Below are 15652 nucleotides of genomic sequence, written 5' to 3' on the forward strand. Positions count from 1 at the left end.
GCGCTAGTTGCTGCACTTAGGTGTTTTTTTAAAAAGAGGGGTTTTGGAAACTAGGTTAATTAAAATTCCCCATTGACCATGTGGTGCACCACACAGTTTAAACTAAACAAAGGAGGGCAAGAAATGTACAAAGTCAGTGAATTTTCCGAGATGACCGGGCTCAGCAAGGAGACCCTGCGCTATTATGCGGAAGTGAAGCTGATCGAGCCTGCCTATATCGACCCGAAAAATAACTACCGATATTACGATGATGGCAGTTATTTTCTGGCCTTACTTTTAGTGAAACTGAGGAGCTTCGGGTTCACCATCCAAGAGATGATTTCGGTGATGGAGGATGAATCGTTTGCACACCTAGAAGACTTACTCATTCAAAAGAAAGAAACGATACGACTCCAAATGGTGGAGTTGCAACAAAAAACAGAAGAAATCGATGCTTTCTTGGCGTCAGGAAAGGAGACAAAAGAACAATGATTCAATGGCAAGAAGAACGAGTGCTACCTGTTCCTATTGAAAAAGTATGGGAACTCTTCCTCGACAAGAATATCAAAAGGACCATGCCGAAAGTGGAGGAACATACGCTAATAGAAAAAACAGAAACAGAGGTGGGTGCAAAACACCAGCAAACATATCGAGAAGGCAAGCGGGTGGAAACGTATATCGTGGAGACGCTGGCTTATGAGGACAAGCCTGACAGGAAACATAAACAAATAGCTTTTGTACTCGGAAAGGCATTTGAAATCAATTTGTCTTTTACGCTGGAAAAGGTTGATGAGACGCATACACGCTTCATTTATGCTGGGCATAATAAAGGTGTTAATTTTGTGGGGCGGGCGATGCTGAAGCTTGGCAGCGAGAAGAGCAACAACAAAGTTGTGCAGGAGTACATGGACCGAGTAGAAACGGAATCGATGAAATAGAATGGGAGCTGACGCTATTAAAAACGCGCAGCTCCAGTTTTATTTTGCAGAGGTGGATGTCCTCTTCATCTCGAAGAATAAATAAGCCCCGATTAATGCATACATGATAAGACTGCTGATCCATAGTTGGTTGCCTACCGATAAGTCGGTAAAGCCTACCAAGTATTCCGGAACAATGTAGAAGATGGGAAGCACGATGGAAACAATCGTTTTACTCCAAATGGAAATTCCAATTAAAAACGAGATGGCCATACTTGCGACAATCAGGTTGCCGTAATAGCCGTGCATAATAATTGGTGACTCGATATAATTTGGCAGGAACATTAACCCTACAAACATGGCAATTGATAAAAAACTCACCAAGTATAAGAAAAAGAATTCTTTAGCCTTGGAAAAGTTATGGCTGGAAATATGCCTGAATGTCCACATATAGGCAAGAAGCAGAACAATGCATACTAGCGGGTAACCAATTAGCTCGACCAGCGAGTATTGAAATCCGCCAAAAACGATGTCCTTCAGAACGATGCCGGAAAATGCCCCAAGAATGATGATGGGAACATATTTAGCCCAGCCACGTACATCAAAAGACATTTCTCCGGAGATCTGCTCCATGTATTCTTTCGGTGAGCTTCCGATGATATGCTCGACACTCTTATTCTCTTTTTCTGCCTCGTATAGATGCACTTCTAGCTCATCGGTTATCTCATCAATTTCATTTGTCTTTTTGCCACATGAAAATAGGTAGATTCGTAGGTTTTCTATAAATGTCTGGCTCTTTTTAGATAAAGGTAATTGGTTCATTTGGTTTGCTCCTTTCGGTTAATGGGTTTGGTATGCGCGCTGAATCAATTTCCCTGTGGCAAGTAGAATGAGCGCGATAATCAGGTAAATCCACCATTCTATCAAAATTCTTGGGCCGAAATCAGGAACAAGCCAGGAGAACAATAAAATCAGCGCGAAGGAACCTCCACCAAAAAGGCCAGCTTTTAAATAGGCGCGTTTAGCTGATTTCTTTTCACTGAAAAGGCTCGAACGAACTAAGGTGAAGATTACTTTTACTCCTAGAGCAGAAACACCTAGAACAGCCAAAGCTAATACGATTAAATTACCTATAGGAGAAGGTGCTTTTATCTCAGTAAAGAAAGGCATTATGAAATGAACAATGGATAGCACGAGAGCGAACCACCCTAAGGAATTACTGACCTGGGTGCTTATGAAAGGAATCACATCTCGCTTTTTATCTTTAGGCAGCCCTTCAATCAGTTCATCTGCATAAGCTTTGGGGTCTGACCCTAGTAGCTCAGTTCCAGATCGTCCTTCATGTTGCGCTTCTAACATATGGTCGAGGAGGTCCATCAGTAATTCCTCGCTTTCATGTTCCGCCACTCTTAAATCCGTACGAATATATAATAGAAAATCCTCATACAACTTCAAATTATCATCACTTAATAGCTTCCGTTTTTCATTATTCTCTTCAATCAATCTTTTCGTATCTCTCATCTGTTTTCCCCTCTTTGCAATAATTGACTTACAGGACTTGCGATCAGCATCCATTCGCTTGAGATTCGTTCAAGTTCTTCTCTTCCGGAGTCTGTTAGGAAATAGTACTTTCGGTTCGGTCCGGATGCGGAAGGACGCATTTCGCCTATGATGAATCCGTTCTTTTGAAGTCGGAGCAGTACCGGATAGATGGTGCCTTCACTGATGTCCAGTAACCCGACTTTTTGCAGCTGCTGGGAAAGTTCGTACCCATAGACTGCTTTCTCCTCGACAATTGCCATCACGCAGGCATCGAGGATTCCTTTTAATAGCTGGCTTCTTGCTGCCATGTGTTCACCTACTTTGAGTTGTGGTAAAAGGTAATTTTAGTTTGGTATCTTGCATAACAAGGTAATAGGTCAAAGTGCTGCGGCTATCTTGTATTACATGATACTCTTATTATATGCGTAGCTATCTTGTAATGCAAGGTATATTTGGAAAATTTTTAAAGGACTCTCTGCGGTGGATGTAGAATTTCTAAAATATAAGGAGAGGATTACATTGACTACAAAAACTAGCATCATCCATACATATGAAGAGGCGATAGCTGTAATTAAAGAAGTGGGCTTGCTTCCGCTTGCGCCGTTATTCGACGATTATCCATCGCTTGGAGGCATTACGCCGAAAGAGGCATGGCATTCCGACACCGAGCAAGATCCGTGGATTTGGAGGACGCAATTTGCAGCAGATGGGGTGGCGGCTTATGGAAAATTCATTAAGAAAAAAGCGGTGTTCATCTCCAAGGACCTACTTCCGCTGATGCTTGCTGCACTTGCAAGTCAAGAAACCATGGAGAAGCGATATGAAAAAGGAGAAGTATCCCGTGAAGCTTTAACCCTTTTCACTCTCATTTCGGAGAACCAAGGAATTGATACGAGAGTACTGCGAGCAAAAGCTGGAATGAAGGAAAAAGAAAAGAAGAAAGCTTTCGATCAGGCATTACTGGAGCTGCAAGGAAATCTTGATATTGTGGTATCGGGAACAAAAGAAAAGCAGGACGAAAATGGCGAAAAGAATGGGTGGAGCAGTACGTCTTATGAAACGATGAAGCATTGGTGTGACAAAAATCAAATTAAAGTGTTGGAATTGAAAAAAGAAGAGGCAACCGAAAATCTGATGAATCATTTTGAAAGTTTTACATCAGAAGCGACGATGAAGAAGTTGAAGAGAGTTTTTTAGTCAAACGTTTGTTCAAAAGGAAAGTTCATGGAACAACAAGAATTCACATAAAATAAAGGCGGGAATGTTTTATGGATAGCAGGATTAGTTTACTTTGGATAAAACTTTGTTTTGTGTGCGCGATTCTTTTAATTATGCCGTTCTACTATTCGTTAACAGGCACGCTGTTGGCTGTCTATCTTTTGGCTGCGGGATTGTATTTGGGGCTTTATTTTTCCATGCCTATTTGGAAAGCGAAGTGGGTGGCGTATTTATTGGCAAGTGGTGCGGTGGTATTGGTGCAACACTTTATCCTGACGCCTTTTGATGTGTTGCCTTGGCTGTTGGTCTATTTTTTATTGCTGGATGGAATGCAATCTTCCGCTACCAAGCAGGCAGTACTTACGACAATGGCTGTGCTCTTGCCAATTACGGTCTCCTTTGGCACTCTTGCGGTTTCTGATCTATTTTTCTATCATTTATTTCTTTTCATCATGTTGGCCGGGGTGGGGGCGCTTATCCATCGGTACTACCGTGATAATGAAAAGTTTGATCGAGAGTGGAAAAGCTTGTTGGTGGAGTATCGTGTCCTAAAAAGGCAGGTTCTTGAAAATGAGGAGGTTGCCAGAGTCGAGGAGCGGAACCGGATTGCTAGAGATATTCATGATTCTGTGGGGCACCAGTTGACAGCACTCATGATGCAGCTGGCAGTGGCGGAGCAAGCGGCAGGGGAAGAGAAGGTCGCTTCCATTGTGAAGCAGTCCAAACAGTTGGCCCGGGAAAGCCTTGATGGGATGCGAAAAGCAGTGAAGGCCTTGCAGGGTGAAGAGGAGCAGGGAATCTCATCAGTGATTCATTTGATCAGAAAATTAGAAGCGGAAAGTCAGATGAGGGTACAGTTGACTACTAAAACGGGCGTGCTATCGCAGCCTTTAAGCAACGAGCATAATATTGCCTTGTATCGTTTCGTACAGGAGGGAATTACGAATGCCATGAGGCACGGTAGCTCGAAGGAAATCTCCATTACGCTTGAGATCATCGGGGAGCACAGCTTTCAGGTGAAGGTGGAAAATAAAACGGAAGTTACAATTCCTGTGGAAGAAGGATTCGGACTGCAAAATATGCGGAAGCGAATGGAAGGTCTGAACGGACGGATGGAGCGGGAAGTCACCGAGGGATATTTTACAGTGAAGGGAATTTTCCCTTTGAAGGGAGTTACATATTAAGTGATTAATATATTGCTAGCGGAGGACCAGGCGTTGGTTCGGCAAGGAATAAAAATGATGATTGAACAGCATCCTTCGTTTCGGGTTGTGGCCGAGGTCGCAAATGGGAAGGATGCGGTGGATGCTTATGAGAAACATCTGGTGGATTTGGTGCTGATGGATGTACGGATGCCAGTGATGACGGGGATTGAAGCTACAAAGGTAATCAGGCAGCGTGACCCGAAAGCGAAGGTGTTGATACTGACCACTTTTGCAGATGATGAGTACGCAATGGAGGCGTTGAAGCTTGGGGCATTAGGCTATCTATTGAAGGATGCTGATGCGGCGAGCCTTTTGTCCTCGATCGAGAGCTGTTTGAATGGAGGGATTTCCATCGATGCCTCTGTAGCGGGGAAGGTGGTGCCGAGGTTGATTAACCAGTCGCCAGAGCCCTCTAGTTTGGAGATGGTCGAGTTGACCAGCCGAGAGCGGTCTATTTTACAGCTTGTTGGTGAGGGGAAAAATAACCAGGAGATTGCAGAAGCCTTGCATCTTTCTATTGGAACGGTGAAGAACCATGTGACGGTTATTTTGCAAAAGCTTGGGCTGAGGGATCGGACGCAGCTTGCTATTTTTGCTATAAGGAATGGGGTTGTGTAGGTGGGCATTATAGTTGTTTTCCAATATCATCCACCTATAGACCTGAAGGGCATTAAAAATGAAGCGTTCGGTCAAATAGAGGGGCTCTATACGCCCGAAGCAGAAGTGAAACCGGGAGTTCGGTCAAATAGAAGGGCTCTATACGCCCGAAGCGGACGGGAAAGTGGGAGTTCGGTCAAATAGAAGGGTTCTATACGCCCGAAGCGGAAGTGAAACCGGGTGTTCGGTCAAATAGAGGGGCTTTATACGCCCGAAACGGAAGTAACCCTGCACGTTCAGTCTAATAGAGTGCTCCATTCACCCCGAACCAAAGGCACTTGTCCCCCAAAAACCTTATGTCACCCCGAACCCAAAAGAAGGAGGACGATAAATGGATCCAAACCAATATGATTTGCATATGAAAACGCGGTTTCAACGAATAAAGCAACGAGTCAGGGGTAAGAAGTCCGAAATCTATTCAAATGACGAATGGAGTGGCTGGGTACACCAAATAGAGAACGAAAGAGGGCTTCGGTTTATGAATGCCGTTCTCTTTCTTCTTCTGTCTGCATCCATATTTTTAGGGTCCACTCCGTTAATTTTCCTTTTTTTCGCAATATTAGCCTACATGTGGGGGAACTTCTTTTATCTCACCTATGTGTCCAAAAAGCTTGAGATTCACATAATAGAGGAGCGGTTGAAGCTGTTTACTGAAGATGAGGGGGTGTTAAGACTTAGAATTACCCACAACAGTTTGCTTCCGATATTTTTCGGAAGGCTAAGAGTGGGAACGGACAAAAACATACTGTTTCAACATGGAGAAGAGCTAATACATATGAACCAGTTACATTTTAACTTTCATCAGGTTGGTCGAAGTCAATGGGAGGTCGTACTTCCTTTTACGGCTGTTAAGAGAGGAGTGGCCCAGCTCCACCTGTTCGACATGGAAATCGAGTCTTTCTTTGGTTGGGGAAAAGTATACCTTCAGACAAGAGACAAAATGCAGTTTGAGGTCATCGTCTATCCGAGAAGGAAGAAAGTTGCGGGGCTTGAGAAAATCTTCCCAAAAAAGCAGGGAGAGCAACCGAGTAGAAGTTCCCTGTTTGAAGAGAAAAGTAGAGTGCTAGGCACAAGGGATTATGTGACCGGGGATCCTTTTGGTGGCATTCATTGGAAGGCCACTGCCAGAATGAACAGCCTCCAGTCCAAAGTGTACGAACGGACAACCCAATTATCGTGGTTATTTGTCATTGATATCAGTTCTAGCAGTTTTGAGGAAAAAATGCGTGGTATTGCGTTTCTCCTACACTATGCCACTAAGCAAAATATCTCCTTTTCGATTCTGGTGAATATTAAGAAACTCGGGAATCCATCGTATATCGTGATGAATTCAGGGGAAGGCAAGCAACAACTGTATGCTGGAATGATGCTTTTGGCTCGGATCAAGGTGGAGAACGTGATGATTCCTTCCATGACATTCGGACAGATTCTACACCAGCATGCATTAAGGCATCCTTACGTGATTGCATGTGCAGAGCAAGCGGTGATGGAGACGTGGAATTTACCTGCTTCCACGGAGGGGTTTGTTTTGGAGACTGTGGGAGATGGTGTGAAGTTGGTGAAGTTGCGGAAAGGTATGAAGCACCGGGAGACTTTTATGAAGCATGCTTAAAGCTCGAGATTTTATTCGGGCTTTTTTGGCGTCTACCCCCCCACAACATCAAAAGTGACTAAAGTCACCCCGCCCCCCGCAAACTTATGACCTTCTTCAGGTTAACTTTCCCCTAACCGATAGTATAGTAGAAGTAACAAAGGGGGCCACGAACATGCTAGAAGCCATTCAACTGACCAAAACATTCAAAAACACGCAAGCCGTTAAAGGCGTCAACTTATACTTAGAAAAAGGGGAAACGGTGGGACTGCTTGGGCCAAACGGTGCCGGCAAGTCCACTACCATTTCCATGCTTTCCTCCCTCGTAAGTCCGACAAGCGGGGATGTGCTCCTCAAAGGGGAAAGTGTCAAAGATCAGCCGCAGCACCTCAGAGAAATCTTGGGTGTCGTGCCGCAGGAGATCGCGGTATTTCCGGAACTGACTGCCTATGAAAATATGAGCTTTTTCGGGAAGATTTACAAACTGCCAAGAAACGAATTAAAACAGAGAATAGAAGAAGTCTTGACGTTGGTCGGCCTTGAGCAGCGTCAAAAAGAACCGGTAAAGCAATTTTCCGGAGGGATGAAACGTCGACTCAATATTGCAGTGGCACTGCTTCACAGACCGGAGATTCTAATCATGGATGAACCGACTGTCGGAATTGATCCGCAATCAAGAAATTACATCCTGGAAACGGTGAAAAAACTAAACGAAGAAAAGGGGATTACGGTTCTCTACACAAGTCATTACATGGAGGAAGTGGAGTTTCTTTGTCAGCGCCTCTATATCATGGACCGCGGCGAAGTGATCGCCTCCGGGACAAAGGATGAAGTGAAAAATATTCTTTCCTCTGAACATACCATCGAGGTCGAAGTGGAAAAGATCAACCCGGCTTTTATCGAAAAGCTCGAGGGCATCCCGGCCATTTCATCTGTCACTACGCTTGATAAGAAAATTATCTTGCTTGCTCCAAAGAAGATTAACCTGTTAGAAGATGTCTTTGATGCGGCAAAGCAAACAGACAGTCCGCTAAAAGGAATACAAATAAAAGCGCCGACACTTGAGGATGTCTTTTTGCATCTGACCGGTCGCAAGCTTCGTGATTAGGGGGATGTCAACGTGTTAAGTGCGTTTATCAAAAAAGACCTCCTCCACTTGCTGCGGGATAAAAAAGAAGTTCTGATCTTGCTTGCGATGCCGTTTGTGTTAATTACGATTCTTGGGTTTGCGTTAGGAGGGAACTCTGACGAGAACATTACTCTCAATGCGCAGGTTGCAGTCATTGACCAAGGCGACCTCACTGCCGAGTTAGCGCAATTCGACAAATGGATGAAATCCGAAAACATTCCTGACCAAGCCAGAAAGCCGATCCTTGAAGCTGCCGAACAAACTTCCTTGCCTGAGTTGCTCGTGGATACAGTCATGAAAGAGGAACTTCAAGATTTGTTAAAAGTAAAAGTAGAAACAGACCTGGAAGCGACTCTAGACAATGACGCAAACGCCGGAGTTCTGCAATTCCCGGAAGGTCTTCGTTTTGAAACGTGGAAAAGTCAATTTTTCAACGAGGAAACAACAAAAGAATTAGAGCTCTACTTGAACGAGGGGAAGGGATTGGAAGCAAATATCATCTCAGATGTGGTAGAGAATTTTACCGATCAGATGCGTCTGCAAACGGTGTTGACGCGAGAGGCCCAACAAACAAATCAGGACTTCCCTATTTTCGAGAATGTAGCAGATGTGACAGGTGAAACAGTAACAGTGGACGGAAAGGTGCCTGTGGATTCCTTTGGTTATTTTGCTGTGGGGATGAGCACGATGTTTGCGTTATATGTTGTGTCCTTTGTCGCTGGCTATGCTTATTATGAAAAAGCCACATTTGTGTATGACCGCATCCTGCTTACCAATACAAACCCTTGGATGTACGCGTCAAGTAAGTGGTTTTCAGCGGTACTGATTTGCTTCCTTCAATTGTGTGCTTTATACGGTTTGGCCGCTTTGATTTATCAGGTGAATTGGCCGGATTTGGTTTCTTTCCTGTTGATCACACTCTTTTTCAGTTTTGTGATCGGCTCCATGGCTGTATTGATTACTGCCTTGAATTACCGCTTTGAAACGCAACGGGTATCCACGATGTTTTCCGGATTCCTTGTTAGTGTGTTTGCATTCTTGGGTGGAAGCTTTGTGCCTTGGAATGAAGTTTCCGACACGATGTTTACGATTGCCTCATACACTCCAAATGGTGCTGCCCTTCAAGGTTATCTCAAAATATTAAGTGGCGGAGAGCTTGCAGCTATTACGGGTAACCTTTTCCGCTTGGCAGTGGTGAGTATCGCCCTCCTCCTGATAGCCATTCCTATTTTTCCGAAAAGGAGGTTGATTTAAATGAGGGCCATACTAATCAACCATTTACAATATTTTAGAAGACAGCCATATGCGGTGATCGGAATGATTGTACTGACGTTTGTATTCGCCCTCGCGCTCGGGCAGGTAAATCAAGCGGAACCAGTAGAGGTCCCTGTATTTTCAACAAACCTTACAGAGGCAGAACAAGCAGGAATAATTGAGTCATTAAATACCAAAGCGGAGAATACCGTTTTTGTTGCCGAAAAAGAAACCGCCGTTAAAGAAAAACTCGAAAAAGGCACCATCGATATGGGGTTACAATTGGAGAGGGACAGCTACAAGCTTTATCTTAGTGCCACCACTCCTAACACCACCCTGATAGAGGCGTATGTAGCGAACGTGGTGCAGTCAGAGCGGACACTTTCCGACGCAGCGGATAGACTTAATGCAACCTCAGACGAATTAAGAGAAAAGGTAGAAGAGAGTAGCGGATTGTTTGCTGTTTCGGAAAAATCTTTTCAAGAAAGCGAATTTGTTTATGATGCTTCTCTGCAGGCTTTATTCGGATTCTCGCTTTTCTTCGTCATCTTCACTGTTACCTACACCGTAAGTACAATTTTGGAACAGAAGAGAAATGGAATGTGGAATAGGATGATATTGTCTCCGTTAACAAAAGTTCAGCTGTACTTGGGACATGTAAGTTTCAGCTTTTTACTTGGATACGCGCAGCTGGCTTTAGTATTCTCCGTTTTTCACTTTGTATTGGGAGTTGACCTAAAAGGGGGATATCCAATGATTCTCCTTGTGATCATACCATTTTTGTTTGCAATCGTGTCCCTCGGGATACTGATCAGCGCGATTGCCACCAATCCAAGGCAATTGGATGCTGTCATCCCGTTAATATCAGTGAGTATGGCCATGATCGGCGGGGCATACTGGCCACTTGAAATTGTGCAGTCAGAGGCTTTGCTCACCATATCCAAGCTGATTCCGATGACCTACGGGATGGAAATGCTAAAGGGGGCAACGTTGTTGGATTGGTCCTTGTCGCAATTTTTGCTGCCTGCTTCGGTATTATTTTGCATGGGTGTCTTCTTTATGGGAATTGGATTGAATCTGATGGAACGGAAAGCAACGGTGTAAATTTTTTAAAGGGAGTGTGTAAAGGTATCTTTACATATTTCCTTTTTTTGTTTATAGTATATGTAAAGATATCTTTACCTTTTATGGAGGGGACGCCCGTGGCAGTAATCAATCATATTAAAGAAATTCGGCAAAAGCGTGGAATCACACAAATCAAGATGGCCGAAGATCTGCAAATCACCAGGCAAACGGTTAATGCCATTGAGAAAAATAAATACAACCCAAGCTTAGAATTGGCCCTCAAACTGATTGCCTACTTTGATGTGCCGATTGAGGAAATGTTTTATCTAGACGAAAAAAAAGAGGGGGAGTAGGGATATGAAGACTAATAAGAAGTGGTTCTGGTTGGCATTTGTAGTCATCTTAATCTGCATGCAGATTGGCGGAGCGTTGGGAATCTATATAATCGGCAGGGAGGAAGGGGTATTTGATTATAGCCTTCTACTATCCATGTTTCAAGGTACATTGGGAGGCCTTGTTTTGGTACTCCTAATCATGTTTTTCCGTAAAAAGAGGAAGCCGAAATTACCGGAATTTGATGAGCGCAGCATGCTATTGATGAAACGCTATTTCTTGGGAGCCCTGTATGTCGTGTTCATAGGCAGCGCAGCGATTGTTGTGACACTAGCACTCCTTGGTGTGGAAACGGTAGAAGTAGGAATGCTTGCGGTGTACCTGAGCATATTGTTTATCGTCGTTGGAATGGGAGCGCTTGTGACGGCACGACTTTAACTGTGTATTTTTTCGAAAATACTGACTTCTCCTTTATTTCTTAACATTTAACATACTATGTCGATAAAATGTTTATCTGTTAAAAATAAAGGAGTTTAAATACATGTTCAAATCAATACGAGGCAAACTGGTTTTTTCGTTTTTGTTACTTATATTTTTGATCATTGCCAGTGTTGGCGCGGTTACATATAGTCAAGCAAAGAAAAAAATAGATCATGACGTTGTTGCAGATGCGGAAGCTGCGATGATAGATCTTGAAGAGACCATTCATATTTACCTAGATAACTATTCTAAAATACTTAGTTCTTATGGGAGCACCTCTTTAGTTGATGACTTTCTAGTAGAAGGATCCTCGGCAAATGAAGCAACTATGTTAGAGGGGTTTGACAAGGTATTAGGCAATTTCCCTGATATGCAGGTCCTATACTTGGCAACTGCCGCGAAAGAGTTCTATTCTTCACCTGCCATGGATCTTCCATCAGATTTCGATCCGACTACTAGAACTTGGTATGTACAGGCCATGCAAAGTCCTGGTGAGGTCATTTATACAGATGTCTATGCAGATTCAAGTACCGGTGAACCGGTCATCACTTTAGCAAAAGCGGTAACAGGAGACGGAGTTGTAAAGGGAGTGCTTGCAACGGATATTAATATTACCGCTTTGGAAGAGCTAGTTGCACAAAAAGAACTTGGATATGGTGGATATAGCATTCTTTTGGACAATTATGGAGTTGCATTGGTGCACCCTACCTTGACGGGGGAGAATCTATTAGATCAAGACCTTCCGTTCATCGATAACATCTACAAGGAAGAAACGGAAGGTGTTCAAAGGTATACATATGATGGGGAGAAAAGGGTGCTGGCTTTTAACACAGTTGATGAAACTGGCTGGAAAATAGGCGGAGTATTCTTGGAAAAAGACATGCTTCAATTGGCCAATGGCATTTTGAGAACAATTGTTATAGTTGGTCTGATCGCTATTGTGGTGGCAAGTATCTCTACCATACTATTAGCACGTTATATTACTAGGCCGATATTGAGGTTGAATTCAGAAGTTACGAAAGTAGCAGAAGGGGATCTGACAGGTGACATTGAGGTCCATTCCAAAGACGAGATCGGCGTTTTGGCAGCCTCCTTTAAAACAATGCTTGGGAACATGCGCGAGATGATTGGGACTGTTGCCGATTCTTCTCAAAAAGTGAAGGCGTCAGTGGAAGATATGAGTGCCGTCACAGAAGAAGTTTCCGCAACAAGCGAAGAGATGAACCGCGCAATTGAGGAACTGTCAAAAGGTGCAGTCCAACAGGCAACCGATTTAGAGGGAACAAGTTCCCGTACCCAAAATCTGGCGGATAATATTGAGGATGTATTGTCCAAGCAAGATGACCTTCAGGCGCTGTCTGGGCAGATTATTTCAGCAAATGAAACTGGTGTGCAAAAGCTTAGTGTGCTGCAAGGCCATACAAATGAATCAACGGAAATTGTGATGAACCTTAACGGGTTGATGACTCAGTTCACGGAGAAGATTAAAAGTATTGAGGAAATCACGCATACCATCAACGAAATTTCCAATCAAACAAATCTGTTGGCGCTGAATGCAAGCATTGAAGCCGCTCGTGCCGGCGAACATGGCCGTGGATTTGCGGTGGTGGCAACGGAAGTAAGAAAGCTAGCGGAACAAACCGCCGACTCGACCCAGCACATTAAAGAAACCATCTCGAGCATACAGGAAGAGTCCCAGGTGATTTTGGAAGAGATGGAGAGAACAAATAAGATCTCAGGTGAGCAAAGCCTAGCTGTCGCGGACACGGGCGAATCGTTCGGAGAAATCGCGACCAATATCCGCTCTATCATTGGATTCATTGAGGACATCATGGCTAACATGAATGCCATGAATGATTCGAAGGAAGAAGTGCTCGCTTCCGTCCAAAGCATCTCTGCCATTGCAGAGCAGTCTGCTGCAGGTACAGAAGAAATTGCGGCATCGACCGACGAGCAAGTGAAGGCAATCAGCAGCATCGCTTACTCAGCTGAAGAGCTGCTTGCAATGAGTGAGGATTTGAGTGAGTTGATTAAGAAGTTTAAGTTGTAGGATTTTTTGTGGGAACCCCGGCCGGGTGAGAAAGTGGATGGCCGGGGTTTTTTGTATGGGGGCAGGTTTGGAGGTTCGGATGTTCAGAGGGGCTGGTTGGCTGGCCGGCCCGTGGTGTTTTCTTGATATATTGCTAGATTTCTTGATATATCTTGAAATTTCTTGATATGTTGGTGGATTTTCTTGATATAATTCATTTTTTCTTGATATATTCTAAAATTTCTTGATATCCACCGTGCAATGAAGAGATTAGCACTATCCAAGGCGCTATCCATGCCACTTTACCCATAACCCCATCAAACTTTCCCTGGATTTCATGGAACGTTTCCCAAAAGTCGCTTGTCTAATAAGGGAAAGGAGGTCACAACATAGTGAAAATATTAAAATCGTGGTTCAAACCGTCCGCAAGTGGCCCGACATTCGAGTCCCTAATTAAAAACGAGCAGGAAAAGCTTTATAAAATAGCCTTTGCCTACGTGAAAAACGAACAGGATGCATTGGACGTGGTGCAAGAAGCGATCATCAACGGATACAAGGCGTTCCCAAAACTGGAAAATCCACAATATTTTTCTACATGGATGACCAGAATTTTGATTAACACCGCTATCAATGAATTGCGAAGAAAGAAGAAGATTACCTTCCTTGATATAGAGAAACATCATGAACAGTCTGTCAAAGAAAGCTACCTGTCCATACATAAATTAGACCTGGCAGAAGTGCTGGAAAGACTCAAACCAGAACAACGGAGCTTATTGATGATGAGATTTACTTACGGTTACTCCATCAAGGAGTTGGCGCAGATTTTTGACAAGCCGGAAGGGACGATCAAATCGCAGTTACACAGGACGTTGGCTCAGGTAAAAGCGGAACTCGAAGAAGGAGGAGAGAAGTATGGAGAAGCTTAGCCGTGAAATCACATCCGAGTTTGAGGAGATATATGTACCGACTAATGAGTTGGAACAAAGAGTGCAGAAAGCGTTGGAGATCGGGCAGAAACGGAAACGGAAAAAATCCAATAGGCTGCAATTGTTGAAGGTCAATTTTGCTGCGATATTAGTGGTCGGGATTATTGCCGTGCTTGCACAGTCATTTTGGAATACTGATGAAAACCTTTCTGGATCAGTTGCAAAAGATAGCATTCTCTCCCACTACGGTGACCCTGGTTTCAACCTGGTTGCCATAGAAGGAAAAACGACCGCATTGGATTTGGTAGAGAAGTCGAATGGAATGACACTTAAGATAAAAGAGGTATATTTTGATGAAAGCCGTGTTGCTGTGGGGTATGAAGTGGAATCGGAGGAAGCGAAGAAAGGGCTGATGTTCTCTACCATGTCATTTAACGGTAAAGACCTTGGTGCGGGCACACAAAACTGGGATATAGCCGCCGATCAGACCCATAGAGGCATACTTGATTTTAATGCAGAAGACCTCGCTGATACCGGTACAATCGAATTGAATGTTGAATTTAGTAAATTCAATGATTTACAAGCAGAATGGCATTTCCAAATCAAAGTGGAAAAAGAACCGGGATTAATCGTAAGAGGTCTTGGACTTGAAAAACAGCATGAAGGTAGCAGATTCAGAGTTTCTCTCCTAGAAGAAACGGCCTCCAGGCTAGAACTGACCACAAGTTTTAATTTACCTGATGACATTAGAAAAACCATAACAGAAGATATGTTGCTAGAAATGATTGTGGTGGGGGAACAACCTGATGGATCATTTATATCAAATCGCTATTACAGACAGAGCGGTAATTGGGGCTTTGCTGAACGGATGAAAGAAGAAGGTAAGAGTTATATATCACACTCTGAGTTTGCGCCATTACGCAAAGTGGATTCGATTAAAGTTATACCGTATGTAATTGATTACAATAGGGTAATTACTGAGCCTTTGAAGCAAGAGGCAGTTTTAACTTCCCAAAATGGAACAATACAGCTGGTTAGTATGACGAATAAAGAGAATAGATTGGTAGTCAAATTGGATAAGGGGAGTATCCCAACTGAGCTAATCGGTCAAAACGTCCAAATTGAAGATAAGAATTTTAACAGGTATAAGAATGTGTTCTATAGAGATAAAGGGAATTACGTTGAACTTTACTTTGATATAAAAGGTAAGAAGGAAGACTTAAATATTGTCTATCAGCCAGTGGAATATTTCTTTGAAGATCTGGCCATCGAGGTAGAATAGTAAATGAGCGGCTGCTGATTCAGCCGCTTTTTTGCTTCAATGGAT

At 43.5% G+C, this 15652-nt stretch carries 17 protein-coding genes; 14 read left to right on the top strand and 3 right to left on the bottom strand.

The window, feature by feature from the left end:
- Positions 1 to 123: 123 nt before the first annotated feature.
- Positions 124 to 471 (top strand): MerR family transcriptional regulator, encoded by a 348-nt coding sequence (locus tag K7887_RS01200; protein ID WP_223491824.1) that lies wholly within the window; start codon positions 124 to 126, stop codon positions 469 to 471.
- Positions 468 to 917 carry an SRPBCC family protein gene (locus K7887_RS01205; protein WP_223491825.1) on the top strand — a complete coding sequence of 150 codons (450 nt, stop codon included), beginning with the start codon at positions 468 to 470 and terminating at the stop codon, positions 915 to 917. The genes K7887_RS01200 and K7887_RS01205 overlap by 4 nt, the downstream gene beginning before the upstream one ends.
- Before the next feature lie 39 nt (positions 918 to 956).
- On the opposite strand, the gene K7887_RS01210 is transcribed toward K7887_RS01205, so the two are convergent.
- The 3 genes from K7887_RS01210 to K7887_RS01220 are packed head-to-tail and all read right to left on the bottom strand — an operon-like array spanning position 957 to position 2746.
- Positions 957 to 1718: an HAAS domain-containing protein gene (locus K7887_RS01210; protein WP_223491826.1), complete on the bottom strand. Its 762-nt coding sequence runs from the start codon at positions 1716 to 1718 to the stop codon at positions 957 to 959.
- Between the two features lie 18 nt (positions 1719 to 1736).
- Entirely contained in the window at positions 1737 to 2417 is a 681-nt protein-coding gene (locus K7887_RS01215; protein WP_223491827.1) for a DUF1129 family protein, read from the bottom strand.
- Positions 2414 to 2746, bottom strand: a complete 333-nt coding sequence (locus K7887_RS01220; protein ID WP_223491828.1) for a PadR family transcriptional regulator — start codon at positions 2744 to 2746, stop codon at positions 2414 to 2416. The genes K7887_RS01215 and K7887_RS01220 overlap by 4 nt, the downstream gene beginning before the upstream one ends.
- Before the next feature lie 211 nt (positions 2747 to 2957).
- On the opposite strand from K7887_RS01220, the gene K7887_RS01225 reads away from it, so the two are divergent.
- From K7887_RS01225 to K7887_RS01280, 12 genes are all read left to right on the top strand, one after another.
- Positions 2958 to 3635 (top strand): AlkZ-related protein, encoded by a 678-nt coding sequence (locus tag K7887_RS01225; protein ID WP_223491829.1) that lies wholly within the window; start codon positions 2958 to 2960, stop codon positions 3633 to 3635.
- Positions 3636 to 3706: 71 nt separating this feature from the next.
- Entirely contained in the window at positions 3707 to 4840 is a 1134-nt protein-coding gene (locus K7887_RS01230; RefSeq protein ID WP_223491830.1) for a sensor histidine kinase, read from the top strand.
- Positions 4841 to 5479 (top strand): response regulator transcription factor, encoded by a 639-nt coding sequence (locus K7887_RS01235; protein WP_223491831.1) that lies wholly within the window; start codon positions 4841 to 4843, stop codon positions 5477 to 5479.
- A 370-nt stretch (positions 5480 to 5849) separates the two neighbouring features.
- Complete coding sequence (locus K7887_RS01240) at positions 5850 to 7130, top strand: DUF58 domain-containing protein (protein WP_223491832.1); 1281 nt, start codon at positions 5850 to 5852, stop codon at positions 7128 to 7130.
- Between the two features lie 154 nt (positions 7131 to 7284).
- A complete protein-coding gene (locus K7887_RS01245) occupies positions 7285 to 8217 on the top strand; it encodes an ABC transporter ATP-binding protein (RefSeq protein ID WP_223491833.1) in 933 nt (310 codons plus the stop codon).
- Between the two features lie 12 nt (positions 8218 to 8229).
- On the top strand, positions 8230 to 9492 hold the full coding sequence (locus tag K7887_RS01250; RefSeq protein ID WP_223491834.1) for an ABC transporter permease: 1263 nt from the start codon (positions 8230 to 8232) through the stop codon (positions 9490 to 9492).
- The gene (locus tag K7887_RS01255; protein WP_223491835.1) at positions 9493 to 10596 is read left to right on the top strand and encodes an ABC transporter permease; all 1104 of its coding nucleotides are present in this window, start codon (positions 9493 to 9495) and stop codon (positions 10594 to 10596) included.
- Between the two features lie 98 nt (positions 10597 to 10694).
- Positions 10695 to 10910, top strand: a complete 216-nt coding sequence (locus K7887_RS01260) for a helix-turn-helix transcriptional regulator (RefSeq protein WP_317849231.1) — start codon at positions 10695 to 10697, stop codon at positions 10908 to 10910.
- A 4-nt stretch (positions 10911 to 10914) separates the two neighbouring features.
- Positions 10915 to 11328, top strand: coding sequence for a hypothetical protein (locus K7887_RS01265; protein WP_223491837.1), 414 nt, complete (start codon positions 10915 to 10917; stop codon positions 11326 to 11328).
- A gap of 103 nt (positions 11329 to 11431) precedes the next feature.
- Positions 11432 to 13420, top strand: a complete 1989-nt coding sequence (locus tag K7887_RS01270) for a methyl-accepting chemotaxis protein (RefSeq protein WP_223491838.1) — start codon at positions 11432 to 11434, stop codon at positions 13418 to 13420.
- 371 nt (positions 13421 to 13791) lie between these two features.
- On the top strand, positions 13792 to 14325 hold the full coding sequence (locus K7887_RS01275) for a sigma-70 family RNA polymerase sigma factor (protein WP_223491839.1): 534 nt from the start codon (positions 13792 to 13794) through the stop codon (positions 14323 to 14325).
- On the top strand, positions 14312 to 15607 hold the full coding sequence (locus tag K7887_RS01280; RefSeq protein WP_223491840.1) for a DUF4179 domain-containing protein: 1296 nt from the start codon (positions 14312 to 14314) through the stop codon (positions 15605 to 15607). The genes K7887_RS01275 and K7887_RS01280 overlap by 14 nt, the downstream gene beginning before the upstream one ends.
- The last annotated feature ends 45 nt before the right edge of the window (positions 15608 to 15652 follow it).

The sequence above is a fragment of the Sutcliffiella horikoshii genome, from assembly GCF_019931755.1.
GTDB classification, from domain to species: Bacteria; Bacillota; Bacilli; order Bacillales; family Bacillaceae_I; genus Sutcliffiella_A; species Sutcliffiella_A horikoshii_E.